General features: G+C 62.4%; 15 protein-coding genes and 3 pseudogenes. 5 read left to right on the forward strand and 13 right to left on the reverse strand.

From position 1 onward, the window contains the following. Nucleotides 1–43: 43 nt before the first annotated feature. The 4 genes and pseudogenes from dhbA to AU509_RS00490 all read right to left on the reverse strand — a co-directional run bounded on the left by dhbA (nucleotide 44) and on the right by AU509_RS00490 (nucleotide 4,488). On the reverse strand, nucleotides 44–802 hold the full coding sequence (gene dhbA, locus AU509_RS00475) for a 2,3-dihydro-2,3-dihydroxybenzoate dehydrogenase (RefSeq protein ID WP_085652201.1): 759 nt from the start codon (nucleotides 800–802) through the stop codon (nucleotides 44–46). Then, nucleotides 799–1,677 (reverse strand): isochorismatase, encoded by an 879-nt coding sequence (locus AU509_RS00480; protein ID WP_094117381.1) that lies wholly within the window; start codon nucleotides 1,675–1,677, stop codon nucleotides 799–801. Before AU509_RS00480 ends, dhbA begins: the two co-directional genes overlap by 4 nt. After that, a pseudogene (locus AU509_RS00485) lies at nucleotides 1,674–3,304 on the reverse strand ((2,3-dihydroxybenzoyl)adenylate synthase). Before AU509_RS00485 ends, AU509_RS00480 begins: the two are co-directional and overlap by 4 nt. Continuing rightward, nucleotides 3,301–4,488 carry an isochorismate synthase gene (locus tag AU509_RS00490; protein WP_094117382.1) on the reverse strand — a complete coding sequence of 396 codons (1,188 nt, stop codon included), beginning with the start codon at nucleotides 4,486–4,488 and terminating at the stop codon, nucleotides 3,301–3,303. Before AU509_RS00490 ends, AU509_RS00485 begins: the two are co-directional and overlap by 4 nt. Before the next feature lie 80 nt (nucleotides 4,489–4,568). Between AU509_RS00490 and AU509_RS00495 the strand changes: the two genes are divergently transcribed. Further along, nucleotides 4,569–4,778 carry a hypothetical protein gene (locus tag AU509_RS00495; protein ID WP_085652205.1) on the forward strand — a complete coding sequence of 70 codons (210 nt, stop codon included), beginning with the start codon at nucleotides 4,569–4,571 and terminating at the stop codon, nucleotides 4,776–4,778. On the opposite strand, the pseudogene AU509_RS00500 reads toward AU509_RS00495, so the two are convergent. Beyond that, nucleotides 4,766–6,981: pseudogene (locus AU509_RS00500) on the reverse strand (TonB-dependent siderophore receptor). The gene AU509_RS00495 and the pseudogene AU509_RS00500 overlap by 13 nt on opposite strands. 305 nt (nucleotides 6,982–7,286) lie before the next feature. Between AU509_RS00500 and fes the strand changes: the two are divergent. From fes to AU509_RS00515, 3 genes are all read left to right on the forward strand, one after another. Then, nucleotides 7,287–8,621, forward strand: a complete 1,335-nt coding sequence (fes, locus tag AU509_RS00505; RefSeq protein WP_094117383.1) for an enterochelin esterase — start codon at nucleotides 7,287–7,289, stop codon at nucleotides 8,619–8,621. A 2-nt stretch (nucleotides 8,622–8,623) separates the two neighbouring features. Beyond that, nucleotides 8,624–8,842: an MbtH family protein gene (locus tag AU509_RS00510; protein WP_085652208.1), complete on the forward strand. Its 219-nt coding sequence runs from the start codon at nucleotides 8,624–8,626 to the stop codon at nucleotides 8,840–8,842. 72 nt (nucleotides 8,843–8,914) lie between these two features. Then, nucleotides 8,915–17,473: an amino acid adenylation domain-containing protein gene (locus AU509_RS00515; RefSeq protein WP_094117384.1), complete on the forward strand. Its 8,559-nt coding sequence runs from the start codon at nucleotides 8,915–8,917 to the stop codon at nucleotides 17,471–17,473. Nucleotides 17,474–17,521: 48 nt separating this feature from the next. Here the strand turns inward: AU509_RS00515 and AU509_RS00520 are convergent, their stop codons facing one another. The 3 genes from AU509_RS00520 to fepD all read right to left on the reverse strand — a co-directional run bounded on the left by AU509_RS00520 (nucleotide 17,522) and on the right by fepD (nucleotide 20,482). After that, nucleotides 17,522–18,328, reverse strand: a complete 807-nt coding sequence (locus tag AU509_RS00520) for an ABC transporter ATP-binding protein (protein ID WP_094117385.1) — start codon at nucleotides 18,326–18,328, stop codon at nucleotides 17,522–17,524. A gap of 65 nt (nucleotides 18,329–18,393) precedes the next feature. Continuing rightward, entirely contained in the window at nucleotides 18,394–19,428 is a 1,035-nt protein-coding gene (gene fepG, locus AU509_RS00525) for an iron-enterobactin ABC transporter permease (protein WP_085652211.1), read from the reverse strand. A 10-nt stretch (nucleotides 19,429–19,438) separates the two neighbouring features. Then, nucleotides 19,439–20,482: a Fe(3+)-siderophore ABC transporter permease gene (fepD, locus tag AU509_RS00530; RefSeq protein WP_094117386.1), complete on the reverse strand. Its 1,044-nt coding sequence runs from the start codon at nucleotides 20,480–20,482 to the stop codon at nucleotides 19,439–19,441. Between the two features lie 170 nt (nucleotides 20,483–20,652). On the opposite strand from fepD, the gene entS reads away from it, so the two are divergent. Further along, nucleotides 20,653–21,948: an enterobactin transporter EntS gene (gene entS / locus AU509_RS00535; RefSeq protein WP_085652213.1), complete on the forward strand. Its 1,296-nt coding sequence runs from the start codon at nucleotides 20,653–20,655 to the stop codon at nucleotides 21,946–21,948. 61 nt (nucleotides 21,949–22,009) lie between these two features. Here the strand turns inward: entS and fepB are convergent, their stop codons facing one another. From fepB to grxB, 5 genes and pseudogenes are all read right to left on the reverse strand, one after another. Beyond that, nucleotides 22,010–23,029: a Fe2+-enterobactin ABC transporter substrate-binding protein gene (fepB, locus tag AU509_RS00540; protein WP_085652214.1), complete on the reverse strand. Its 1,020-nt coding sequence runs from the start codon at nucleotides 23,027–23,029 to the stop codon at nucleotides 22,010–22,012. 117 nt (nucleotides 23,030–23,146) lie between these two features. Beyond that, nucleotides 23,147–23,749, reverse strand: a complete 603-nt coding sequence (locus AU509_RS00545; RefSeq protein ID WP_085652215.1) for an alpha/beta hydrolase — start codon at nucleotides 23,747–23,749, stop codon at nucleotides 23,147–23,149. A gap of 105 nt (nucleotides 23,750–23,854) precedes the next feature. Continuing rightward, a complete protein-coding gene (locus AU509_RS00550; protein ID WP_094117387.1) occupies nucleotides 23,855–24,265 on the reverse strand; it encodes a DoxX family protein in 411 nt (136 codons plus the stop codon). A gap of 85 nt (nucleotides 24,266–24,350) precedes the next feature. Next, nucleotides 24,351–25,279: pseudogene (locus AU509_RS19000) on the reverse strand (LysR family transcriptional regulator). Between the two features lie 128 nt (nucleotides 25,280–25,407). After that, on the reverse strand, nucleotides 25,408–26,043 hold the full coding sequence (grxB, locus tag AU509_RS00560; protein ID WP_094117388.1) for a glutaredoxin 2: 636 nt from the start codon (nucleotides 26,041–26,043) through the stop codon (nucleotides 25,408–25,410). Between the last annotated feature and the right edge of the window lie 303 nt (nucleotides 26,044–26,346).

Consider the following 26,346-nt stretch of genomic DNA (forward strand, 5'->3'; position numbering starts at 1 on the left):
GCAGAGGACGACCGCCGCTATCGCGACGACCGTCCTCGGGGACTTAGGCGCCAAGCGTCGCGCCGCCGTCGATGACGATATCCTGCAGCGTGATGTGGCCCGCTTTCGACGAAGCCATAAATAGCACAGCGTCGGCGATCTCTTCAGGCCGGGCGATCTTACCCAGCGGTATCCCAAGCTTGTACTGTTCCGGGAATCCCTCGATGGTGCGCTGTTCGGCATTCGGCGCGTGCCACAGACTGCGCTGCATTGGGGTATCCGTCGAGCCGGGGGAAATCAGGTTGCAACGCACGCCGTAGGGCGCCAGTTCCAGCCCGACCGTCAGGCACAGGCTGCGCAGGGCCGCTTTTGACGCGCAATAGGCCGCCATACCGACGCGCGGCACGTGCGCGGCGTTGGAGCCGATGGACACAATGGCTCCGGAGCGCTGGCGCTGGAACTGCGGCAGCGTGGCCTGAAACAGATTGAAAGCGCCGCCCGCATTGACGCCGATGCAGTCAAGCCAGTCTTGCTGGCTGAGCGTTTCCGTCGCGCCCATGCGCAGGATACCCGCGCCGTTCACCAATACATCCAGCTGCGGCGTATGCGCCAGCAGTTCGCCGCAGCTGTCGGCGACGGCGGCGGCATCGCTGATGTCCAATGTGCGCCGCAGGAACGGCGCGTCGGCCTCATCGAATGCGACGTCGAAACCCGTGACGTCAGCGCCCGCCTGTGCGAAACGGCAGGCAGTGACATAGCCGATGCCGCGCCCGGCGCCGGTCACCCAAACCTGCTTACCGCGAAATTCCGCCTCCAGACTCATGCTTCCTCCCGCTGCGGTTCGGTCAGCAGGCGTAGCCAGTGCGCAATGGTGGGGTTTTTGACCAGCGCGACAAAGTCCAGATCGTAGCCCGCCTGACGCCAGCGCGCGACCAGCGACATAATGCGTACGGAATCCAACCCATAATCCAGCAGGTTCTCATCGTCTTCCAAATCGTCACTGTCTTCATCCAGCAGCGGCAGCAGCTCCGCGCGCAGCTGTTCCCGGCTGTATCCGGTGGCCGTCGCGATCTCGGTCAGCAGCTGGCTGACGGTGGCGACGCGTCCACTGCGTCCGGCGGCGTAGCGCAGCGCCATCATGTGCTCTTCCTGCGAAAAGTCGGCCAGCGCATCGGCCGCCATGAACGGCTGGATGTCGCGCATGAACGCATCGGTGGCGGTCGTGAGGCAGCCGATGTGGGCATAGACGCCGCAGATGATCAGCTGGTCGCGGCCCGCTTTCTTCATCTGCTGTTCCAGATCGGAACGCACAAACGCGCTATAGCGCCATTTCACCAACACCGTATCGCCGGTTTCCGGCGTTAGCTCAGGGATGATTTTTTGTTGTTCAGGATGCTGGTTGATGCCCGGTCCCCACATGTCGTTGAGCAGCGCGCGATCGCTGTCGCTCTGCTGTTGGGGCTGAGCTGTGTAAAACACCGGGATGCCTTGCTGGCGACAGACCTGCTTCAGCCGCGCGATGTTTTGTACCACTCGGGCGGTCAGAGGGCTGTCTTCGCCCCAAAAGTTCAGAAAATACTGCTGCATATCGTGGATCAGCAGCGCCGCCCGCTGAGGATCCAGCGTCCAGCTGACCTTGTTGGCGGGCAGTTGCTCGGCGGTGGGGAGCGGATAGGCGTTCAGTTTGGGGATACTCATGAATCATTCTCCTGCTGAGAAGGGGCGAAGCGCTGCTGCGCCATCTGGCGCAGACGTTTTTTATCCACTTTTCCGACCGGGGTTTCCGGGAGGGAGGACAGCGTTGCCACCCGGTCGGGCAATTTGTAATCGGCAATGCCCTGTTCGCGCAGATGGCGGCGAAGCTCGACGGGCTTGATCGTCTGACGGGTCACGACGAAAGCGCAGCTTTTTTCGCCCATCAGCTCATCCGGCACGGCGACGAGCGCGGCGTTGATGACCTTGGGATGACGCAGCAGCAGGTTTTCGATCTCCTCGGCGGCGATTTTTTCTCCGCCGCGGTTGATCAGGTCATTCTCCCGGCCGACGACCTGCAGATAGCCGTCGGCGTGCTGGATAATGCGATCGCCTGAGCAATAGAAACCCTGTGCGTCGAAGGCCTGACGATTTTGCTCGGGGCTGCGGTAATAACCGCGAAAGGTATAGGGGCCGCGCGTCATCAGTTTTCCCGCCTGACCGGGCGGTAGCGGATTGCCGTCGGCGTCGGCGACCCAGACCTCGTCGTCGGGGCTGATGGGACATCCCTGCGTGGCGTAGCGGCGCGCGTCGTCATCGTCCAGTCGCGTGTAGTTCACCAGTCCCTCGGCCATGCCGAACACCTGCTGCAACGGGCAGCCCAATTCTGCCGGGATACGCCGCGCCAGCGACTCGCTCAGTCTCGCGCCGCCGACCTGCAAGAGTTGCAGGCTGCTCAGCGCGTTGCGTTCCCCGGGCGCGGAGGCGGCCTCAAGCCATAGGATCACGGCGGGCGGTACCAGCGCGGCGACGGTGGCCTGATGTCGATGGATCAATGGAAAGCAACCGCTGGCGCTGGGATCGGCGGCGAGGATGACGCAGCCGCCTGCGTAGAATGCGCCCAGCGCCCCCGGCGAGCTGAGCGAATAGTTATGCGCTGCCGGCAGCGCACACAGGTAGCGGGTTGCGGCGGTGAAGCCGCAGATGTCCACGCTGGCGCGCACGCTGTAGTAATAGTCGTTATGGGTGCGGGGGATCAGTTTCGGCGTACCGGTGCTGCCGCCCGAAAGCTGGAAGAAGGCGACCTGATCCGGCGGCGTTGGCGTCGGCGCGGGGATGTCGATGTCATGATTCATCAGCGCGGACAGGCCGTTATCGCCTCATCGCCCAGCAAGATGACCTGTTGCAGCGAGGGGCAGCGCTCACGCAGTTGTCCCACGAAACGGTCATCGGAGAAGAGGGGATGACGCCGATCCGCAATCAACAGCTTCGGCTCAATCTGGTCGGCATAGGAGTTAAGTTCGCTGCGTTGGTGGCTGGGCAGCGCGTTGACGGGGACGATCCCGGCGCGCAGCAGCGCGAAATAGACGATGTAAAATTCGGCGATGTTTCCCAGTTGCACCAGCGCGGTATTGCCGCAGCGCATGCCGCGTTGACGCAAGGCGGCCGAAAGCCGGGACGCCAGCCGGTCCAGCTGGCGATAGCTGAACTGGCGTTCACCGCAGATCACGGCGACGGCGTCGCTGTCTTTGTGGCGGGTCAGAATGTCGTCCAGCGGCGCATCGGTCCAGTAACCACAGGCTCGGTAGCGTTGTTCGAGCGCCGGCGGCCAGCGGTTGAATTCGATGATCATGCGGCGCACTCCCTGTCTTGCTGTAGCCCGAAAGCGCGCAGCATGGTGCTGAGTTTGACGCCGGTTTCCAGCCACTCGGACTGCGGTTGAGAGTCCGGCACAATGCCTGCGCCTGCAAACAGCCGCACCCGATTGTCCTGCACTTCGCCGCAGCGGATGGTCACCGCCCATTCGCCGTTGCCCTGTGCGTCGCACCAGCCGACGATGCCGCCGAAACGCTGGCGATCGAACGGTTCCAACTGGTTGATGCGGTCCAGCGCCGGTTGGAACGGCGTTCCGCACAGCGCGGGGGTGGGGTGCAACAGACAGGCCATCGACAGCGCGTTTTCTCGCGGGTCGATCACCTCTGCCTGCAAGTGGGTGGCCAGATGCCAGAGTACCGGCGTGCTGATGAGCGTCGGCTCTGGGGGCAGCGTCAACGAGCGGCAACGCGGCAGCAGCGTGCGCTGCATCTCTTCAATCACCAACTGATGTTCATAGCGGTCTTTGACGGAATTTTGCAGCGCCTGCTGTAGCCGGTGATCTTCGCCTGCGTCGGTGCTGCGGCGGCTGGAGCCTGCCAGCGGCTGTGAGGCGATCGTCATTCCCTGTTTACGTAGCAGCAGCTCTGGGCTGGCCCCCACCAGACAGCCCTGCGCCAGCGGCAGGTGGAAGTTGTAGCTCCACGGATTTTGCTGATTCAACTGCAATAGCAGCGAGAGCGTATCCAGCGGCTGCTCGGTTTCGATATCCAGCAGGCGCGAAAGCACGATCTTATTCAGTTCGCCACGTTTTGTGGCATCGATACCGGCGCTGACCATCCGCATGAACGTCTCCCGCTCCGGAATTTGTTGCTGACGGAGAATACGGGGAAAGGCGTCCGCCATTGGGCGTTCCAGCAACGTCTCACGCTTAATCCAGCGGTACGACGTGGGAATTTGCAGGTTGACCGGCTGGCGTTTGTCGAAGGGGATCGCGCCGACCAGCAGCGGATTGTCGAGACCGTCGCTCTGCGCCTGCTCAAACAGCTGGCGTACCTGATGCTGGAAAGCGCCCTTCAGGTCGTCGCCGTCATCGGCCGGGTGGGTTAACGTGGCGTAACAGCCGCGGGCATGCAGGCTGGCGGCTGGCGACAGGAATAGCATGTCGTCTCGGCGTAGGTCGCCGATATCCGACGCGCAAGACTTGGCAGATAGCGTAGACACTGTCCGTTCCTTATGGTTGATTCACAAAAACGAAAGCACGCCCGGGGCGTCTTTCGTCGGGATTATGCTGTGGTAATCCCATGTCCATTTTTTCGACTCCTTTCGCCGGGACGCGTTTTTCGCCGTATCGACTGCGCGGCGCATGCGGAAGCCAGTGCGAACTGGCTGCGCCAATAACGTCCCTCGCGATGGGTTTTCAAAGCAATAAAGCAAAAATGGGCGGACGCGTGATGCCGTCCGCCAGCGTGCTATCGGCGATGGTGCATGGCCATCGTCGTTACCAGCTGTAACTCACCGTGGCGACGATGCTGCGTCCCGAGCCGTAGAAGCAGGCGGACGTATTGCTGCATGACGCGACGAAGTGTTTGTCAGCCAGATTGTTGACATTAAGCTGCACGGCCGCGCCTTTCAGGCTGGCGGCGGCTTCGCCCAGTTCGTAACGCGCCATGGCATCGAACAGGGTGTAGTGAGGCACTTTGAAGCTTTCGGCGTTGTCGCCATAGCTGGTGCCGACGTAGCGTACGCCGGTGCCCAGCGTCAGACCTTTCAGCGCGTTATCCAGGAAGCGGTAAGTTCCCCAGGCGGACGCGGTGTGGCGTGGAATCGACGCGGGCGACTTGCTACCTGCGACGCGGTATTGCTCTCGCGGGTTTCCGCATCGGTAAAGGTGTACGCGCCCATCAGGCTGATTTCCGGGGTCAGTTGGGTATGCGCTTCCGCTTCCACCCCCTTCGATTTCACCTTGCCGATCTGCTCGTTGTACCCGGTGATGCTGTTGTAGGAGGTGATGTTCTTCTGAGTGATGTCGAACAGCGACAGCGTCAGTAACGTATTGCCGCCGGGCATCTGATATTTCACCCCGACTTCGGACTGCTCGCCGGTGGTCGGCTTGAACGGATCGCTACCCGGCGCGCCGCTGCTCAGGTTCGGCTCGAAGGAGGTGCTGTAGCTGATGTAAGGGGAAATACCGTTATCGAAGGCATAGAGCAGCGCCGCGCGGCCGGTGAACTTGTTGTCGTTCTGCTGAGTGGTGGTGGACTCGGCGCGGTCCGTCGTGCGCACTTCGCTCCAGTCGTTACGCCCGGACAGCAGCAGATTCCAGCGCTCCCACTCCATCTGGTCTTGCAGATAGACCCCCACCTGATCGAGCTTTTTCACCGTACTGGTCATCAGACTCAGTTCGCTGTCGCTGACCAGCCACGAACCGCCGTAGGCCGGGTTAGCCCAGTCGAAATCGTATTGATCGCCGCCGTTGCGCCAGTAGTTGTAATCCTGTTTCTGCCACTTGTAGTCCAGACCGCCGATCAGGGTATGCGCGACGTCGCCGGTCGCAAATTTGGCCTTCAGCTGGTTATCCAGTCCCAGTTCGTCGGTATTGGTGTACTCCTTCTGCTGACGGCGGGAGATCGTGGTATCCGTCGTCGTTCCGCCGACGGTGTACACCAGATACTTGTACTTCTCTTTCAGTTTGGAGTAGCGGAAGTTCTGCTGGAACGAGATCGTGTCGTTGAACGAGTGGTCGAAGATATAACCGAGCGACCCCAGTTCGCGTTTCGATTCGTGATAATGAGGATCGCTGACGTTCAGGTCGTAAGGGATATAGCCGGACACTGTTTCGAACGCCGTGCCGTAGGCAGGCAGGAAGTTACGGAAGCCTGCTTCCGGATCGTTCTGATAGGCCGTCAGCAGCGTAAAGCTGGTATCGGGATTCGGCAGCCAGGTGAGGGCTGGCGCGACGGCGATGCGCTCCTGCTTGGAGTCTTTAACGAATTCGTGCTGGGTGCTGCCGATGCCGTTCAGGCGGTAAAGCAATGTCTTGTCGTCGTTCAGCGCGCCGCCGAAGTCGAACGCCGCTTCGCCCAGATGCTGATTGCCCGCGCTGAACTGAATCTTGCGGATCTCTTCCGCCGTCGGACGTTTGCTGGTCATGCTGATCAGGCCGCCGGGATTCACCTGTCCATACAGCACGGACGCCGGGCCGTGCACCAGCTCGACGCGTTCAAGCAGCCACGGATCGAGTTTGCCGAGCGAGGAACCCTGACCGCTCAGACCGAAGCTCAGGCCATCCAGGAATTTCGGCGCGTAGCGAAATCCGCGGGCGATCACTTCGTCGTTACGGTTAGAGGAGCCGCGGTAGTTGGTGACGACGCCGCTGGTGTAGTTCAGCGCGTCAGCCACGGAGCCCACGGCCTGCTGGTCCATCTGGTCGCGGGTCACGACGGAAATCGTCTGCGGCGTTTTGACCAACGGCGTCTCCGTCTTGGTGCCGGATGCGCTGGCCTTGGCGACGATGCCGCGCAGCGGCGCCGTGACGCTTTCTCCCGGCGTTGCCGTCACGACAATGGTGTCGTTTTTATCGGCCGAGGAGGGCGTTTCCACCGCCTGCGTCAATGGAGGGAGCAAGAGCGTCGAAGCCAGCACCAGAGGGGCTCTGCGGCTGTTAGTACAAAGAGTAATAAGCTGTGCTAATGGTTTTATTTTGGTTTTAAACATGATTTATCCCTTTGAAAATCCTGTCGCAAAACATCTGAAAGAAGAATTCCGTAAGCATTGCGTCAACGACCCACCGTAATGGTTAACCATGACTCCGGCGGGAAGTTGATAAACCTCTTGTTTTTAGTGGTCTTAGCTCACATTAATCCCTGTCTTAACGTAAGTTCGGCACACATGTTATTGCAACTGTAAATGATTCTCAATATTATTCGTTTTTATGTCTATTTCTGTGATGTAATCCGCAGACGGTAAGATTTAAGTAATTAATCTTAAGTAATTGTTCGTGGGCGAAACCTGGAGGTTTTATGTTTGATCCACTGCCGTCCGGCTATGCGGCAACACTCTTGGCGGCGCCGGATACGGGGACGGAAGCCTGGTGGCGACGGGTCGCTCATCTCGGTACGCCACTGGTGGAAAGTGCAGGAGTGGAGCAGGTGAGGGCGACGTTTCTGTGGCGCGATCCCGCAGGGTCGGAGGCGCGGTCTGCGACCCTGCGAGTCTATGCGGATATCAACGGCGTCACCGACCACCACAGCTGCTCGCCGCAAAGCCTACGGCGTCTGGCCGGAACCGATGTCTGGCATTGGTCTGTTTTGGTGGAGAAGGCGTGGCGCGGCAGCTACTGCCTGCTGCCTATCTCTGCCGCCGATCTGCCGCCCACCTTTAGTGAGGACGAACAGGTTCGACGCCAGCAGCAGCGCGAGTGGTGGTGTTCGCTCGCGGTCCATGCCATCGCCGATCCGCTGAATGCGCATGCTCCCCACCAGACCTGGGGCGGCCAGCCGGAGTCGTCCGCTCATATGCCGGGTGCGCCCTCGCAGGCGGCGTGGCGGCGCGTTGACCGGGGGCAGGGGGCGGTGCCGGACGCGCGGCGGCTGCATACCTTCACGTGGCGCAGCGACAGGCTGGGCAACGCCCGATGCATCTGGCTTTACACCACGGGAGGCGGCGACGCGCCGGAGCAGCGTCCGCTGGCGATTGTGCTCGACGGCCAGCGCTGGGCGGAGCAATTTCCGCTCTTTTCCGCGCTGGACGAAGAAACCCAAGGCGGCGGGTTGCCGCCTGCCGTCTGGCTGTTGATCGACGCGATCGACCCGGCAACACGCGGCGACGAACTGCCCTGCAACGCCGAATTTTGGGCAGCGGTGCAGGAGGAACTGCTGCCGTTAGCCGCCCGGCACACGCCCTTCAGCCATGACCGCGAGCGCACGCTGGTGGCGGGTCAGAGCTACGGCGGACTGGCTGCGCTGTATGCCGGCCTGTTTATCCCGCAGCGTTTTGGTCGGGTGCTGACGCAATCCGGCTCTTTCTGGTGGCCCGACCTGTCCTTTATCACGAAAGGCGAACCTTGCGCCCATCAGGGGGGCTGGCTGGGCGAGCAGGTCCGCCAACAGGGGCGCACAGACCGTCCGCTGAAGGTATTTCAGGAAGCGGGCAGCCGCGAAGCGGACATTGAATTCGTCAATCAGCAGATGCATCAGGTACTGACCGAGGCAGGGCACCGGGTTCAGTTCCGGGTGTACGCAGGCGGCCACGATGCGCTGTGCTGGCGCGGCGGCTTGATTGACGGCTGCCGCTGGCTGATGGCGGAGATGACTGAGGGGGCATGCATGCCCCAACCACATGGAAAAAGGGAATAAGTATGAGTCAGGAACAACCCAACCCGTTTGATGATGACAGCCTCGTGTTTCTGGTGCTGATCAACGCGCAGGCGCAGTACAGCCTCTGGCCCTCGTTTGCCGCCGTCCCCGCCGGATGGGACACCGTATACGGACCGGGCGACCGCTCGGCCTGCCTGAACTGGATTGAAACTCAGTGGCAGGATATGCGTCCCGCTAGCCTGCGGCAGGCTGACTGCTAACCACACCGCGCATCGGCGTCGTCGCGGCGCCTCACTCTGTTTTCTCCATGCCAACGCAAAGGAAGTCACATCGTGTCAGACACTCTCGTCGCGCCTGAACTACAGGCGAACTATCTGGAACTGCCGCTCGTCGCGGCTCAGCCGGGGATCTGGATGGCGGACAGCATCGCCAGCCGGAGAAACGTCTTTACCGTGGCGCATGCCATCGAACTCAATGGTCCGCTGGATCGCGACGATCTGGACATGGCGATCAGGCAGGGGCTAGCTGAAGCGGATACTGTCCATGCCCGTTTTACCTTGAACGAGGACGGAGAGCCTCGGCAGCGAGTGCCGACCCGTGTGACGCCGAGCGACGTGCTGGCGGTCGAGTGGCGGGATCTGAGCCAGCAGCCGGACGCCGAAAACGCGGCCTATGCGCTGATGCAGGCGGATTTGGCGAACGCACTGCCCGCCGATGGCGAATCGCCGCTGTACCGGCAGTGTGTGATGCGCGTATCGGCAGAACCGGCGCGCTGGCTGTGGTATCAGCGTTTTCACCATCTGCTGCTGGATGGTTTCAGTTTTGACGCGCTCACTCGTCGCATCGTCGAGATTTACAACGCGCGGCGGGCCGGAAAAGCGGCGGCCCCCACGCCGTTCACCCCCTTCAGCGAGGTGGTAGACGAGTATCTGACCTGGCAGTCTTCTCCCGCCTGCGAACGCGACGCCGAATTCTGGCGTCAGCATGCCGCCGATCTGCCGACGCCAATCTCTTTGTCCACCGAAGAGGGCCTCGATCACTCAGAGACGGTGCGGACCTGGCATCATCAGCTCTCATTCCCGGCAGCGCCGTTTGCCGCGCTAGCCGCCAATACCGAACTGGGTCAGGCTCAACCGGCGGAAATCGCGATGGCTGCGCTGGCCGTCTATCTGTTTCGCATGGGCGGCGAGCCGCGGCTGTCGATCGGCTTCCCGTTTATGCGCCGCATGGGGTCGGCGGCGCTGTCCGCCGTCGGGCCGGTCGTCAACGTCCTACCGCTACAGCTCACGCTCTCTGCCGATATGACGCTGACGGACGTCACCCGTGTGTTGCTGGCGGAGATCAAAACCGTCCGCCGCCATCAACGCTATGAAGCCGAACAACTGCGGCGCGATCTGGGACGGGTCGGCGATCAGGCCGGGTTGTACGGACCGGTCTTCAACTACAAGGTGTACAACGCGGGACTGCTGCTGGACGGCACGCCCGCCATCACCCACGTGCTGGCGATGGGGCCGGTGGACGATCTTGAGTTCGAAATCGGTATGGACGGCGAGCGCCTACAGCTGGGATTGTTGGCGAATCCCGCCCGTTACGACCGCCAGACGCTGACCGCGCACGGCGACCGGCTACAACACCTGTTGACGCAGCTGGCGGAACAGCCCGCTCGGCGGATCGGCGATCTGTCGTTGCTGAGCCTCGAAGAGCAGCAGCTCATTGACGGCTGGAGCCGGGGGCCGCAGCTCGCGATGCCGGATGACGTTACCTCGGTCATCGACCTGCTGGTGCGTCAGGCGATTCGGCAGCCGGATGCGGTCGCGGTCGCCAGCGAGCGCGAACAGGTTGATTACGCGACGCTGTCCGCGCGGGTCATGCAGCTGGCGCGCGTTCTGATAGCGCGCGGGGTGGGGGCGGATGACGTCGTCGCCATTGCCGTGCCTCGCTCGGCGGACAGCGTGGTGGCGATTCTGGCGGTGTTGGCCAGCGGCGCGGCGTATCTGCCGTTGGATCTGGACTACCCGCGCGAGCGACTGACGCTGATGTGCGACGATGCCCGGCCAGTGTTGCTGCTGACCTGGCGTGACCGGCTTGAGCAGATGCCGAATTTGCCGGACACCCTGTGTCTGGACGATGACGCGCTGCGGGCGGAATGCCAGAGGGCCTCATCGGCACCTATCGGCGAGCGCGATCGTCCACAGCCGCTGAGCGGCGATCATCTGGCTTACATCATTTATACCTCGGGGTCGACCGGGCGTCCGAAAGGCGTCATGAGCACGCATCGCGGTCTGCTGAACCTGTTACTGTCCCACCAGCATTTCCTGTTTGGTCCGGCAATGACGCGTTTTCAGGCGCGTCACGGCAGACGGCTGCGCGCCGGTCATACCGCTTCTTTCTCGTTCGACTCCTCCTGGGAGCCGCTGTTTTGCATGTTGATGGGCAGCGAGCTCTATATTTTCGATGAAGACTTACGTCGAGACGCGTGGGGGCTGGTGCAGCAGATGAATCAGGTGCCGGTGGATTTGCTGGACATCACGCCGTCGTTCTTTTCTCAACTGATCGACGCCGGTCTGCTGGAGGCGGAACAGCATCAGCCCGCCTTCATCATGATCGGCGGCGAGGCGGCCACGCCGCGCCTGTGGCAGCTGATGCAACGCCAAAACGCCATCGAAATCCATAACTATTACGGCCCGTCGGAGTACACCATCGATACGCTGGGGGCCAGCGTGCAGGCGGCGGACCAGCCTGTCATCGGCCAGCCGGTCGCCAATACGCGCGTCTGGCTGCTGGATGCCCGTTTGCAGCCGGTGCCGGTCGGCGTTCCCGGCGAGCTGTATATTTCAGGGCCGGGCATCGCGCGCGGCTACCTGCGCCGCCCGGATCTGACGGCGGCTCGCTTTGTCGCCAACCCCTTTGCGGCAGGCGAGGTGATGTACCGTACCGGAGACGTGCTGCGCTGGCGTCCCGACGGCCAGCTGGCGTTTATCGGACGTGTCGATCATCAGATTAAAGTGCGCGGTTTTCGCGTGGAGCTGGGCGAAATCGAAAGCGCGCTGGCGGGATTGCCGGAAGTGAGCACTGCTGTCGTGATCGCCGAGCCCATGGGCGCGACGCATCGGCTGATTGGCTACTGTTCGGTGCCGGATGAGGCGCTGCGCGCGCAGCCGGATCTCTCCGCCCGTTTGTTGGCGCAGTTAGGCGTCACGCTGCCGGACTATATGGTGCCCGCGCTGCTGATGGTCATGGCCGAGCTGCCGCTCACGGTGAACGGAAAGATCGACCGTCAGGCGTTGCCGACACCGCAGGCGGCGGCCGTTAGGCAGGGCCGCGCTGCGCAGGGTGAACAGGAAGTGCTGATCTGCGAAGCCATCGCGACGCTGTTACGCATGGATGCGGTCAACGCGGACGACGACTTCTTTGCGCTCGGGGGCGACAGCATCTCAGCAATGGGGTTGGCGACAGCGTTGCGCCGTCAGGGTTGGCTACTGCGCCCGCGTGACATTTTCTCGGAACGCACGCCCGCCGGGATGGCGCGAGCGATGAGTCCCTTAACGCCGCAGTCGACATTGCCGCGTGTCGCGCAACGGGGGCCGGTGACCGGGTTGCCGATCCTGCACTGGTTTGCGCGCCATCACGGCATCAACCGCTGCTTCGCGCACGGCGTCTGGCTCCGCGTACCGCAAGGGCTGGATGCCGCGCTGACGGCGCGGGCGCTGGAGACGCTGATCGCCTGCCATCCCGCGCTGTCTGCGGTGACACGCGACGATCGCTTGGTGGTGGGTGAAGCGCCGCGGCAACCGGCATCGGCGCTTTGTTACACGCTTGACGTGGAAGGCGACGCCGCTGCGGCCGCCGAGCAGGCGTTTGATGCGGCGGTCGGCCGCCTTGACCCGGCGGCAGGCATCATGCTGCAGGCCGTGCTGCTGCGCGGAGACGCGCAGTCGTGCGGACTGGTGCTGGTCATCCATCATCTGGCGGTCGACGGCGTTTCCTGGCGCGTGCTGCTGCCTGAGCTGCGGCAGGTCGCCAGCGCCTTGCTGGCGGGAGAGGTTCCGGCGTTGCCCGAGGAAGCGTGTTCGCTGCATGACTGGTCGGCACGACTGCGGGAGGATATTCCCGCGCGGCGCGACGAACTGCCGTTCTGGCGCGCCATGCTGCCGCCGGAGGTTCCCCGTCTGGGACGGCGTCCGCTGGATGCGGAACAGGACCGCCAATGTCGTCAGGGAGAGCAGCGTTTGCTGCTGAGCGCGGGGCAGACCGACGCGCTGCTGACCACGCTGCCGCGCTGTTACCACGCCGCGGTGGAAGAGACGCTGCTGTGCGCGCTGGCGTTGGCCTGCGCCCGACGGTTTACGGTTTCCCGCTTGCGCTTGACGTTGGAGTCGCACGGTCGCAGCGATCGCGACGACCGGGTGGATCTGACGCGCACCGTGGGTTGGCTGACGGCGGAATATCCCCTGTTTATCGACTGGTCTGATGCCGAGGCGACTCAGCCGTGGCAGGTGATGCGCGCCGTGAAACGCGTGCTGCGGGCCGTGCCGGATCGCGGTATTGGCTACGGCGTACTGCGCTATCTGGACGAAATAAATGCAGATCCGCTCGCCGAGCGGGAAGCGCAGAGCGCCCCCGACATTCTGTTTAACTATCTGGGCCGGTTTGAGACGGGTGAGGGTGAGTGGGCGCCGCAGCGCAACGACCACCGTTTCCGCGATGCTTTTGCCGTCGCGCAGGAAGGACAGATGGCGCAGAGTCACGGTCTGGAAATCAACCTCTTCGTTGACGAGCGACAGGGAGCGCCGAGGCTGGCGATCCACTGGGGTTGGGCTGAAGGCGTGTTTAACCGCGACGATATCGATGCGCTGCATCAGGCGCTGGCGCAGGCGGCGGACGATTTGCTGACGGCGGCACTCAGACAACCGCAGCGAGCGGCAGATACGTTAGTTGCCGCCGACGTCGGTCTGGCGGGCGTGACGGATGACACGCTGGCGCAGCTCAGTCAACGGCATGGCCCGCTGGCGACCGTTTTACCGCTGCTGCCGTTGCAGAAAGGGCTGCTGTTCCACGCGCAGACGGCGGCGGACGCCGGCAGTTATAACTCCCTCACCCGGCTATCGCTGCGTGGGCCATTAACCGCCGACCGCCTCAGTCAGGCGCTGGAGGCGGTCGTCCGTCACCATCCGCAGCTGGCTGCGCGGTTCGACAGTGAACAGGCTGAGCAACCGCTCCAGCTGATCCCGCTGTTGCAGAACGACGTCAACTATTGGCCGCTTGACCTACACTCGCTGCCGCCGATGACGCCGCAGCAGGAAACTGCCGCGCTGCGGGCGTTGGAAAAAGAGGCGCTGGCGCGGGATCTGTTCCATCAGCCCCAAGCCCTACTGCATGCGCTGCTGGTCAGCCATGCCGACGGCGGCCGTCACACGCTGTTTCTCAACGCGCATCATCTGATTGTCGACGGCTGGTCGACGCCGGTGCTGCTGCGCGATCTTTTCAACGTATTGGAACATACAGCGTTGACGCCACCTCGCATCAGTTATGGCGAGGTCGTGCGCCAATTGACGGCGCGGGATGCCGACCGCTCGCGCGCGCTGTGGCGCGACGTGCTGACCGATGCGCGACCGACGCTGCTGTTTGGCGACGGACCGCATGACGATGAGGTGCGTGAGCTGGCGCTGCTGCCGGAGCCTGAGCTGGAACGCGGGCTGCTGACGCTGTGCCGCCAGCACGGGCTGACGCTCAATACGCTGATGCAGGGCGTGTGGGGCCTGCTGCTTAGCGCCTATAGCTGCGCGAACGACGTCATTTTCGGCGCGCCGGTGTCCGGCCGCTTCGGGCATATCGACGGGATTGACGAGCATGTCGGACTGTTTAGCAACACGCTGCCGGTCCGGGTCACATTCGACCCGTCGCGCTCGCTGCTGAGCCAGCTGGGCGCGTTGCAAGCGCAGCAGATCCAGCTGATTGAACATGACGATCTGGGGCTGGGCGACATTCAACAGCTGGCGGGCCGCGGGACGTTATTCGATACGCTGCTGGTGGTGGAAAACTACCCCGACAGCGGCGCGTTGGGCAGCGGTTCGGCGGGCATTCGCTGTGATGCCCTGAACAACCGCGGCTACACGCACTATCCGTTGACGCTGCTGGTGCTGCCGGGTGAACGTCTGCGGCTGCTGATGGAGTACCGCCCCTGCGTACCGCAACCGGAGCGTTTGGGCCGACGGTTGATGCAGCTGTTGACGCAGCTGGTCAATCAGCCGGAACAGCCGCTGAGCGCCTGGAACTTGCAGCTGCCGGAGGAGCGGGCGCTGCTGGCGACGGTGAATGACACGGCGCACTCGGTGCCGCCCATGACGCTGCACGAGGCGTTGGAACATCAGGCGGAGCGCACGCCGCACGTCGCAGCGTTAGCGGATGCTCAGCATCAGTTGACTTATCAACAGATGCGTCATCAGGTCGCGCTGTTGGCCGAACGGCTGATTGACTCGGGTGTCGTCCCCGGCGATATCGTCGCCGTGGCGCTGCCGCGTTCGGTTCGTCTGTCGTTGGCGCTGCAGGCTATCGTCGCCGTCGGCGCCGCCTGGCTGCCGCTGGATACGGGCTATCCGGACGAACGGCTGGCGCTGATGGTGGACGATGCCGCGCCCCGGCTGGTTATCACGGAGTCCGCGCTCAAATCACGCTTCGCGCCACTCGGCGATACGTTGCTGTTCGACGCGCTGGAAGACGCGCGCCGCCAACCTCGGGGTTTAACGGTCGCGATCTCGCCGCAACACCCGGCCTATGTGATCTATACCTCTGGATCGACCGGACGACCCAAAGGCGTGGTGGTCAGCCACCAGGCCATCGTCAACCGCCTGTGGTGGATGCAGGACGCCTATCGACTCACTCACGACGACGTGGTGTTGCAGAAAACGCCGTGTAGTTTCGACGTGTCGGTGTGGGAGTTCTTCTGGCCGCTGATGGTCGGCGCACGGCTGGTGATGGCGCCGCCGGAAGCGCATCGCGACCCCGACGCGCTGACCCAGCTGATTAACGATTACGCCGTGACCACGCTCCACTTTGTGCCGTCGATGCTGGCGGCCTGGATCGGCGCGCTGGAAACGCAGACGGTGGTTGGATGCGCCAGCCTGCGACGCGTGTTTTGTAGCGGCGAAGCGTTGTCGCAGGAGCTGGCGGAAAGCTATCAGACGCGAATAGCGGCACCGCTCCACAACTTGTATGGACCGACGGAAGCGGCGGTGGATGTGACCTACCAGCCCGCGTCGGGCGACGCGTTAGCGGAATGTACGGCGGGTGGCGTGCCCATCGGTCTGCCGGTATGGAATACTCAACTGCGGATTTTGGACAGCGCGTTGCGACCGGTGCCGTTGGGGGTGGCGGGCGATCTGTATCTGTGCGGCATCCAGCTCGCACAGGGTTATTTACGCCGACCGGATCTGACCGCCGGACGCTTCGTGGCTGACCCGTTCGCCGATGGCGAACGCATGTATCGCACCGGCGATATCGCTCGCTGGCGCGAAGACGGCGCGGTGGACTATCTGGGACGCAGCGACGACCAGTTGAAGATCCGCGGGCAACGTATCGAGCTGGGCGAGATCGAACAGGCGCTGTTGGCGCAGCCCGACGTGGCGCAGGCGGTGGTTTGCGCGCGCGAGTTGGGCGAGCGCCACGGCGCGCTGGCGGGGGCCGATGCCCGCCAGTTGGTGGCCTGGGTGATCCCGCCGGAGGGCGCGGCGCTGGACACGACGGCGCTGCATCAGGCGTTGGCTGAGCGGCTGCCCGCCCACATGCTGCCGGTGAGTTATGTCGAGATGTCGCAGTTCCCGCTGAGCGCCAACGGCAAACTCGACCGCAAGGCGCTGCCATCCCCGGCGGGACAGGCGCAGGCGGGGCGTGAGCCGGAGACGGAGTACGAACGCCTGCTGGCGGCGTTGTTCGCGGAGATGCTGTCGCTGCCGACGGTCTACGCGGACGATGACTTCTTCGCGTTAGGGGGGCACTCGCTGCTGGCGATGAGGCTGGCGGCCGAGATCCGCCGCCGTCTGGCGCGTTCGCTGACGGTCGGGCAGATCATGGCGGCGCGCAGCGTGGAACAGATTGCGCGGCTGTTGGCGGACGAGGGTGCCGCATCGCGTCACAGCGGCGGGGATGAAACGCTGCCGCTGCGCGCAGGCGATGGCCCGACGTTATTCTGCCTGCACCCGGCGTCCGGGTACGCCTGGCAGTATGCCGGGCTGCTGCGGCATCTGGCGGGAGATTACCCCATCGTCGGACTACAGTCGCCGCGACCGGGCGGCGTGATTGCCGCCTGTGATTCGGTCGAGGCGATGTGCGAACGTCACCTGGCGACGATCCGTCGTCTGCAGCCGCAGGGGCCGTATTACCTGTTGGGTTACTCGCTGGGCGGCACGCTGGCGCACGGCATCGCCGCGCGTCTGGAAGCCGCGGGCGAGACGGTAGCGTTCCTCGGCCTGTTCGATACCTATCCGCCCGAAGGTCAGGATTGGCGCGGACCGAGCGAGGAGCAGGCGCAGCAGGAGGTCGCCCAAGAGCAGGCGGAGTTTATGGCCGAGGCGGAAGAGGAAACGGACGCGCATCTGCGTGCGGAAAAAGCCGCGATGTTCCGCGATATCGTGGCGAACTACCGTGATGCGGTGCAGCGATTATCCACCGCGTCGACGCGGCGTTATCATGGCGAGGCGACGCTGTTCGTCGCGACCGGCACGCTGCCGCCGGAGATGGATGTGCAGGCGACCTGGGCGCCGTATGTCGGTCGTCTGACGACCTATCTCCAATCCTGTGAGCATGCGGATATTCTGTCGCCGGCCTCGCTGGAGCAGATCGGACCGCAGCTGAATCGACTGCTGACGCCGCTGGCTGCGCTAAAAGCGCGGTGAGTCTGTCGGGCGGGGCGGTTGATCCGCGCCGCCCGAGACGTCAGCGGATCAAAGCCCTTCGGGCGCGGGGTGATAGCGACCGCAGGGCACGATGAGCGGCGTATGGGACACCGGGTCATCGATAATCACGCAGGTCATGCCGAAGACGTCGCGCACCAGATCGGCGGTGACGATCTCGGCGGGCGCGCCCTGCGCCATCACGCGGCCCGACTGCATCACGATGAGATGGTCTGCGTAGCGGCAGGCCTGATTCAAGTCGTGCAGGACGGCGACCAACGTGTGGCCGCGCTGCTGATTCAATTCGCGAAACAGGTCGAGCAGGTCGATCTGATGCGCGATATCAAGCCAGGTCGTGGGTTCATCCAGCAGCAGCAACGGCGTTTGCTGGGCCAGCACCATCGCTATCCAGACGCGCTGTCGCTGACCGCCGGACAGTTCGTCCACGCTGCGATCCGCCAGCTCGCTGACGTTGGTGGCCTGCATTGCCTGTTCGACCGCCGCCTGATCCTCCTCGCTCCACTGGCGCAGGAGGCTTTGATGCGGATAGCGTCCGCGAGCGACCAGATCGGCCACGGTGATGTTGTCCGGCACGATAGCGTGCTGGGGCAGGAGTCCGATCTGGCGGGCGAGCGCTTTGGTCGGGATGGCGTGAATGTTTTTTCCCTCCAGCAGGACTTCGCCCGCGAGGGGTTTCAGCAATCGGCACAGGGCGCGCAGCAGGGTCGATTTGCCGCAGGCGTTGGGGCCGACGATGACGCTGAACTGATGTGCCGGGATCGTCACGTTGAGATCTTCGGCAATAATTTTATGGTCGTATCCCAGCGTCAGGTGGGCAGCGTGCAAAAACGGTGTCATCAATCACTCACTCTCATCAACAGGTTGAGTCTTTTTCCGGATGAAGATACGGAGACGGGCGTCAGTCAATGGCGCGACTCGCGAATTAACAACCAGATCAAATAAATACCGCCGATGCTGACGGTCACCGCGCCGACCGGTAGTTGAATCTGGCGGAAGGCATGCTGGGCGATCATATCCGCGGACAGTAATAGCGTGGCGCCGACCAACGCGGCGGAGATTAGCGGCGTAGCGCTGGCGCGGGTCATTCGGCGGGCGATTTGCGGGGCGGCGAGGGCGATAAACGAGATCGGTCCTGCGGTGGCGGTAACCAATGCGGTCAGCACGATGCCGAACAGCATCAGCCACAGGCGGCTGGCCTCCGCGTTGACGCCGAGGGCGCGGGCGCTATCGTCGCCCATTTCCAGCAGTTGAAGGCGTTTGCCTAGCAGCAAAACGGCCAGCGTTGCGAGCGGCGTGAGCCACAGCGCGGGCTGCGCTTTAGTCCAGGTCATGCCGTTAAGCGTGCCGGTTCCCCATAGTGTGGCGGTGATGGCATGTTCCAACGAGCCGGTAATCACCAGCCAGGTATTGAAGGCATACAGCACGGCGCTGACGGCGATGCCGACGATGATCAGCCGGAAGCCGTTAATCCCTTTGCGCCAGGCCAGCAGATACACCAGCGCGGCGGCGGCGATACCGCCCATGACCGCGCCGCTGACGATCTGGTAATAGTCGCCTTCCCACAGCATGACCGCCAGCAACACGCCGGTGAACGCGCCGGTATTGAAACCGACGATATCCGGACTGCCGAGCGGGTTGCGAATAATGGATTGAAAAATGGCGCCGCTGAGGCCGAGACTGGCGCCGAGCAGCAGCGCCATCACGGCCCGGGGCGCTCGCCATTGGGTCACGACGGTCTGAATTCCGCCGTCTGCGTGACCGGCCAGCGCCCGCCATACGTCGAGCGGCGCTATTTTCAGCGTGCCCAGTCCCATCGCCACCGTGAGCAGCAACAGGCCCAGCAACAGCAGCAGCCCGTTGACGAGCAGCGTTCGTCCGGCGAATCGCCCGCTGACGATGCCGCCAGGCGCGCGAAGCGAGAGTGTTTTACTTGCCATCTCTGTTTCCTCAGGCTTTACGCTGGCGAACCAGCCAGATCAGAACCGGCGCGCCGACAAAGGCCGTCACAATGGAGACGCGCAGTTCGCCTGCCGCCAGCAGACGGCCCGCGATATCGGCGCAGAGCAGCAGGATAGGGGCGAACAGAAACGAGTACACCATGATCCAGCGCTGGTCCGGTCCCGCCCACCAGCGGGCGACATGCGGGATCATCAGGCCGACAAAGCCAATCGGACCCGCTAGCGCGGTGGCCGAACCGCACAGCAGCATGATCGCCAGCACGGCGATGACGCGAATCAGCATGACGCGGGTGCCTAGCGCCATCGCGATGTCCTCGCCCATGCTCAGCGCGTTCAGCGAACGGGCGGCGAACAGCGCCAGCACGGCCCCCAACAGGATGGTCGGCGCGACGATGCCGACGTTACGCAGCGAACGGATATCCAATGTTCCGGCTTCCCAGATACGCATCTGATCGAAGGCCTGCGGATCGAGCAGCGAAATAGACGAGGACAGGCCCATCAGGACCGCGCTGAGCGCCACGCCCGCCAGCGTTAGCCGAATCGGGTTGATGCGGCCGCCGCTCAGCGTACCGATCAGCCAGACCGCCAGGCTGGTGATGAGTACGCCGATCCAGGCGAATCCCAGCCAGGCCGTCATGCTGTTAATGCCAAAGCAGGTGATGCCGATGACGATGGCGAAGCTGGCGCCCGCGTTGACGCCGAGGATGCCGGGATCGGCTAAGGGATTGCGCGTCAGCGCCTGAATCACGGCGCCCGCGCCGCCCAGCGCGAGACCGACAATGAGGCCCGCCAGCGTGCGCGGCAGGCGCGCATTAAGAATGATCGTGCTGTCGGCCGTATCAAGCTGGCCGGTCAAACTATGCCAGACCACGACCGGAGAAATCGATTTGGCCCCGATAGTCAGGCTGGCGACGACAACCAGCGCCAGCAGCAGCAGGAAGAAAAGCAGACCGGCGCGACGCCGAAAGGGCTGAGAATAGCGGGTGGGCGGCTGATTGGCGGCGACAAGCGCCTGATGCGAAGGAAGTGACATCGCCAACGAACAGCTCCTTAATATGTGAAGATGAGTATGATTATCATTAATGTTATCGCGCGGCTATGTTAGCATGCCTTACTGAGTAAATACATTGACGTAGACCGCGTGTTGACGCCATTCAGCCCCCTGCTGAACGGGCGGTATCACCTTTATTTTGACGGAATATTATGGCTAAAACCTCCATCTTGCTTGACTTCAGTTTGCTGAAAAATAACGCTCATTTTCGCGCGATTTTCGTCGCCAGAATGCTGTCCGTCTTCTCGCTGGGCATGCTGGCGGTGGGCGTGCCGATTCAAATCCAGTCGATGACCGGCTCCACCCTGCAAGTCGGGGTGGCGGTGGCGCTCGACGGCGTGGGGATGTTCATCGGCCTGATGTGCGGCGGCGTGCTGGCGGACCGTTTCGACCGGCGCAAACTCATTTTGTTCGCACGCGGTACCTGCGGGCTGGGTTTTGTCGCGCTCAGCCTTAATGCCTTTTCCAGTTCACCGTCGCTGGCGGCGTTGTATGTGCTGGCTGCTTGGGACGGATTCTTCGGCGCCTTAGGCATGACGGCGCTGATGGCGGTAATCCCGCTGCTGGTGGGGCGTGAGAATCTCCCCGCAGCCGGGGCGCTGAGTATGTTGACGGTGCGACTGGGCGCGATCCTGTCGCCCGCGTTGGGCGGGGTCATTATCGTGGCGGGCGGCGTCGGCTGGAGCTTCGCTGTGGCGGCAATCGGTACGTTGGGCACGTTGATCCCGCTGATGCGGCTGCCGTCTCTTCAGCCGGAGGCCAGCGAGCCTGAGCATCCGCTGCGTTCGCTGGCGGGCGGCGTGAAATTCGTTTGTTCGCATCCGGTCGTCGGCTGGGTCGTGGTGCTCGGTCTGCTGGTCAGCATGATCGGCGCGATGCGGGTGCTGTTTCCCGCGTTGGCGAATGATGTCTATCACGCCGGTCCCTCCGCCATCGGCCTGATGTACTCCGCGGTGCCGCTGGGGGCGATGTTGGGCGCATTTACCAGCGGTTGGGTTTCCGGCGTACGTCGGCCGGGGATGGTGCTGCTGGTCTGTACGACCGGAGCATTTCTGTCGGTGGCGCTACTGGGCGTGGCGGGCTATTTCGCCGTGGCGCTGGCGGCGTTGGTCTGTTACGGCTATCTCAACGCGATCGCGTCTCTGCTGCAATTTACGTTGATCCAGACGCATACGCCGGACAGGCTACTGGGGCGCGTGAATAGTCTGGGGTCAGCGCAGGACGTCACCGGCGATTCGCTCGGCGCGCTGGGTTTGGGGGCAATGACCCGGCTCATGACGCCCGCGCTGAGTATTTTGTCTTTCGGCGGCGCGGCGGCGATATTGGGTCTGGCGCTGATGTTGCTGGTTCGGCCTTTGCGCCGTTGCACGTTCGGGCAGGTTGAAGAGGGAGAACCGGCTGACGATGAAGCGAACGAGGCGGAGCCTTCCCCCTCGCGCCATGCTTAAACGCCAGCGAGCAATGTAGTGACTGGCCGCAAGGACGCGGCCGAATTGGGCTCACTCAGCATTACGGCTGACGGAAAAAATGCTCGATATTGTTCAGCATATTATTGGCGCTGTAATAATCGAGCCGGAACGTATCCGGCCCCATCGCCCACACATGCTGTTGCACAACGGGCTCGATATGGCGCAGGAACGGGTTATTCATCAGATTGCCTACCGTCTTTTCATCCGCTGAGAACAGCAGCAAAGATTTCCCATTCAGACTGTCGGCCATGTTCTCTCCCGAAATCTGCACGATGTCGCGGCGTTTTCCCTGACTGGTTTCAGTCGGCAGGTTGGGCGGCAGATCGGCCAGCTGAAAGCCTAACTCCGACAGGAGTTGACCTTGCGCGGAAGCGCGGGTCCAGATATTGACCCCCCGTCCATCCTCGTAATACACCAACGCGGACACCGGCTGCGGCGGCAACGTAATCGCCTGTTTAATCGCTTGAACGCGCTGTTCGAAGCGGTCGACGACGTCATGAGCCTCTTTTTCGCGGCCCGTCGCCACGCCCAGCTGTTCGGCCAACTGCTGCCAGCTCTTATCGCCGTAATCGATCACCAGCGTAGGGGCGATGGCGGAGAGCTGGTCGTAGAGTTTCAGCGCGGAGTCGCCGCCAGTGGCGGCGATGATGATCATATCCGGCGACGCGGCGGCGATGGCTTCCGCGTTAGGTTCGGTGATGTACAGCGGCTGGACGTTACGCGCTCGGGCTTCTTGTCCCCACTGGATAAAAAAGCCCTGATCGTCGGACACCGTCGAGTTGCGACTGGTGGCGCCGGAACCGATCACCGGCGCATCAATCGCCAGCAGCGTACCAGTAATGGTCACGCTGGTGGACACGATGCGCTGCGGCGGATGTTGCAGCGTCAGCGGGCCTTTTAGCGTTTGGACCGTTCGCGGCCAGCCGTCGTGAGCGGCCGTGGAAGAGGTTGTATTGGGGCTGGCGCTATTCTGATTATCGCAGCCGCTAATGAGTGTGAGCAGGGCGCTGAACATTAGCGCGCACAGCCGGGGAAATTGGGAATAGGCGTAGCCTTGCATAGCCGTCAGACTCCTCCTGATACGGACAAGGTAGTGCTCGGATTCGGGAGGGAGAGTAAACGATAACCACGGTGACGTACAACTTGAAATCCCCGGCGACGCCTCGCCGGAGAGTGATTAACGCATGACGCGGGCGAGGAAGTCGCTGGCAAGGTTGGCGCCCGCGACGGAGACACGGTGATCGACGTTCGGCAGCAGGTGTAGTTCGCAGTCAACCCCGGCCTGCGTCAATGCACGTTCCGTTTGCTGGCTATGCTGCCAGGGCAGTTTTCCGTCCGCCATGCCATGTATCAGTGAGACCGGTGTGCGGCGCGTCAAACGGGCGTCAGGACAGGCAGGCAGATAGCCGGAGAACGCGACAATCGCGCCATAGGGGCAGCGGTCCGAGGCCAACGTATCCAGCGCCATGATTGCGCCCTGAGAAAACCCGACCAGCGCGACCCGTTCCGGGCGGTCAGTCATCTGATATTGGTCTATCGCTTTCTGAATGATGGCATCAAAAGAGGCTCGAGCGGCGGCGATGCGGGCGCAGCGGCGGTCGGGCGTGTCGTCATCGATATCAAACCATTGAAACCCGTCGCCTTGCGTGAAGGGAAAAGGGCCATCGGGAAGGGCGAAGTGCGCGGTTGGCCATTGCTGTTGCCAACGCGTGGCCACGGAGGCGAAATAGCGGCCGTAACCGCCAATGCCGTGCAAAAAAATGATCAGTGCATTATCCATACGGTCCCTCGCTGTAGATAAATCCGCTGCGGCAGAGCGCAGCAGTGGCAAGAGACAGCATAGCACCGGGGCTGGCGTGAGGCACAGGCCCCGGATAAAGGGGGATTAGGCTTTACGCGAGCTCGTTGGTTTCAGCGCGTAAGGGCCGTCGCCGATCAGCGCCAGCGCGATCAGGCCGACGATCCAGAGCGCAGGGAATTCCCAGCCGCCGTTTGGGTTATTGAAGAAGAAGCCCGCTGGACCATGCACGGTGAATATCGCGCCGAGTAAAATCGGGATAGACACCAGTGCGGTGGCCCGGCACCGGATCCCTAGCAGCAGGGTGACGGCCGTGAATAGCTCCCACGCGATGGTGACATAGGCGAGCCAGCCGGGCAGCCCTAAAGAGGCAAAGAACTGGGCTGTTCCCGCCGGCGTGAAAACGAAAATTTTCAGGCCGACGTGAGCGAAGAACAGGATGCTGAGTACGACGCGCAGCAGCAGTGCGGCATAGGGGGCCGTTTTATTATCAATCATGATGAATACCCTTCGATTAAGCGTTGTGTGGAATCACTATACTATTTCCGTTCTGCGCATTAAGTGGGCAAACTGCGATTAATTATTACGTTTTAGGCAATAATGCCGACCCCCCTTGATCCCACGGCGGCGCACCGTCATAACGTTCGACCAGGAAATTAATCAGAGCGCGGACTTTGGCGGGCAGCGCCCGCGCGGCGGGATAGACCACGTAGATCCCCATCGGGGGCATTTCCAACGCTTGCAGCAGCGGCACGACCTCTCCGTTTCGCAGGCTGTTTCCCGCGACAAAGCTGGGGACGCGAGTGATGCCCAGCCCTTGCTTAGCGGCCGTCAGGCAGGCTTCCGCATTGGAGAAATAGAGCCGACCGGGGATGGCGATGCTCTGGGTTCCTCCCGCGACGCGGAAGGTCCAACTGTACGGGTCCTGAAAATTGGTATCCACGATGCAGCGGTGATTTAACAGGCTTCCGGGGAGTCCGGCGTACCCTGTCGCGCCAGATATTCCGGGGACGCGACGCAGATAATGCGGGCGTCGCAGAGCTTGCGCGCCATCATGCTGCTGTCGGAGAGTTTTCCGATACGGACAGCCAGATCGTAGCCTTCGTCCACCAGATGCACCAACCGATCGGCGAAGTTGACGTCCAGTTGAATTTCGGGGTAACGACAAGCGAAGTCGGTCAGCACCCGCGAGAGCTGGGCGGTGCCAAAGGTGATGGGAGCGGAAAGCCGCAGGCGGCCAGACGGTGCGGCGGCCTCGTTGCGGATGGACACGTCCAGCATATCCAGCTCTTCCAGCAGATGGCGGATACGTTCGTAATACACCTTGCCGACATCGGTGGGAGATAGCGCGCGCGTGGTGCGCTTGAACAGCTGCACTCCGAGATAGGATTCCAGCCGGGTCATCAGCCTCGACGCCTGAGCGGCGCTGGTTTCCAGTCGCTCCGCGGCCCGGGAAAAGCTCCCCAGCTCGTAAATCGCCACAAACATGCGATCGCAGTCCAAACGTTCCATCTTGAATCTTCGCTCTGTGTCCGGCCGTGGCGCTTACTGTAGCACAACGACGGCGGCGTCTGGTTTGGGCCGACGCCGCCCGAGGGATTGATATCGGGAGACCCCACCCGATGGTGAGGCCCCGGCGCTTACAGCGCTTTCGCGGTCAGCAGGTCGACCTGCGTGGCGTCAGAGACGCGCTTGAGGTAGGCGGCCACGTTCGGGCCAAACTGAATACCCTTGACGATGCTCAGGGAGCGCAGCACCGGGAACAGAACGAAGTCGCTGGTGGAGATGGCCGTTGCCTCTGCCAGCAAGGGCTCCAGCTCAGCGAGCTGTTGTTCGACGTTGGCGACCAGCTCAGGCGTCTGCGCCATCAGCGCGTCCAGATCGCCAAAGGCTTTTTCTTCTCGGAGACGATAGGCTTCACGCGCTTCGGGCGTCGCCAGCTCTTTAAAGTCTGCCTGGGTAAAACGAGGCACCGCCAGTTTGAATAGCGGACCCGAGGCCGCTTTGCTCCAGGCTTCGAGGGCGGGGTTTACCGGCTTGTCGACAATCAGCGGCGCTTGGATCGCATCGACGTAATGCACGATATCCATGCTTTCCGGCATGTAGCTGCCATCCTCTTTTTGCAGTATCGGCACGACCTTGCGCCCGACCATGCGGGTCGGCGTATCGGCATCGCCTTCCATAATGACGGACAGCTCATGAGGGATCGCCTTCAGACCGAAAATCATTCTGGCTTTAACGCAAAACGGGCAGTGTTCATAGATGAAAAGTTTCATGGTTAGCACCTTGCTGATGAGAGGAACGGTTCTGCTACAGGTCTCTTCGACCCTCGCGCCGCCGTATAATTCGATGGCTAAGATAATGTAGTCGATTGCCAACCGTAAAGGGGGAGATGGGGCGAGCCTGAGATGAAGAGTGGATACCGTTGGCACGGAATCCACTCGTTCGTTTGTGATATTGATGCGTGTAGTCTCAGTTATTTCACAATTTTTAATAGATTCATTGGCTAACATTTATTAGGTGATGCGTTCAGCACGATGAATCGACGATATATAAATCGCTGTCCTATTTTATTAAGA

It is taken from the genome of Lonsdalea britannica (assembly GCF_002111595.1).
Taxonomy (GTDB): domain Bacteria; phylum Pseudomonadota; class Gammaproteobacteria; order Enterobacterales; family Enterobacteriaceae; genus Lonsdalea; species Lonsdalea britannica.

Bases quoted from the DNA above. Each gene is read 5' to 3' on its own strand.
- entS (WP_085652213.1), top strand. From the start codon at position 20,653: ATGGCTAAAACCTCCATCTTGCTTGACTTCAGTTTGCTGAAAAATAAC.
- AU509_RS00510 (WP_085652208.1), top strand. From the start codon at position 8,624: ATGAGTCAGGAACAACCCAACCCGTTTGATGATGACAGCCTCGTGTTT.
- fepD (WP_094117386.1), bottom strand. From the start codon at position 20,482: ATGTCACTTCCTTCGCATCAGGCGCTTGTCGCCGCCAATCAGCCGCCC.
- fes (WP_094117383.1), top strand. From the start codon at position 7,287: ATGTTTGATCCACTGCCGTCCGGCTATGCGGCAACACTCTTGGCGGCG.
- fepB (WP_085652214.1), bottom strand. From the start codon at position 23,029: ATGCAAGGCTACGCCTATTCCCAATTTCCCCGGCTGTGCGCGCTAATG.
- fepG (WP_085652211.1), bottom strand. From the start codon at position 19,428: ATGGCAAGTAAAACACTCTCGCTTCGCGCGCCTGGCGGCATCGTCAGC.
- AU509_RS00495 (WP_085652205.1), top strand. From the start codon at position 4,569: ATGTCCATTTTTTCGACTCCTTTCGCCGGGACGCGTTTTTCGCCGTAT.
- AU509_RS00545 (WP_085652215.1), bottom strand. From the start codon at position 23,749: ATGGATAATGCACTGATCATTTTTTTGCACGGCATTGGCGGTTACGGC.
- AU509_RS00480 (WP_094117381.1), bottom strand. From the start codon at position 1,677: ATGAGTATCCCCAAACTGAACGCCTATCCGCTCCCCACCGCCGAGCAA.
- AU509_RS00520 (WP_094117385.1), bottom strand. From the start codon at position 18,328: ATGACACCGTTTTTGCACGCTGCCCACCTGACGCTGGGATACGACCAT.
- grxB (WP_094117388.1), bottom strand. From the start codon at position 26,043: ATGAAACTTTTCATCTATGAACACTGCCCGTTTTGCGTTAAAGCCAGA.
- AU509_RS00550 (WP_094117387.1), bottom strand. From the start codon at position 24,265: ATGATTGATAATAAAACGGCCCCCTATGCCGCACTGCTGCTGCGCGTC.
- dhbA (WP_085652201.1), bottom strand. From the start codon at position 802: ATGAGTCTGGAGGCGGAATTTCGCGGTAAGCAGGTTTGGGTGACCGGC.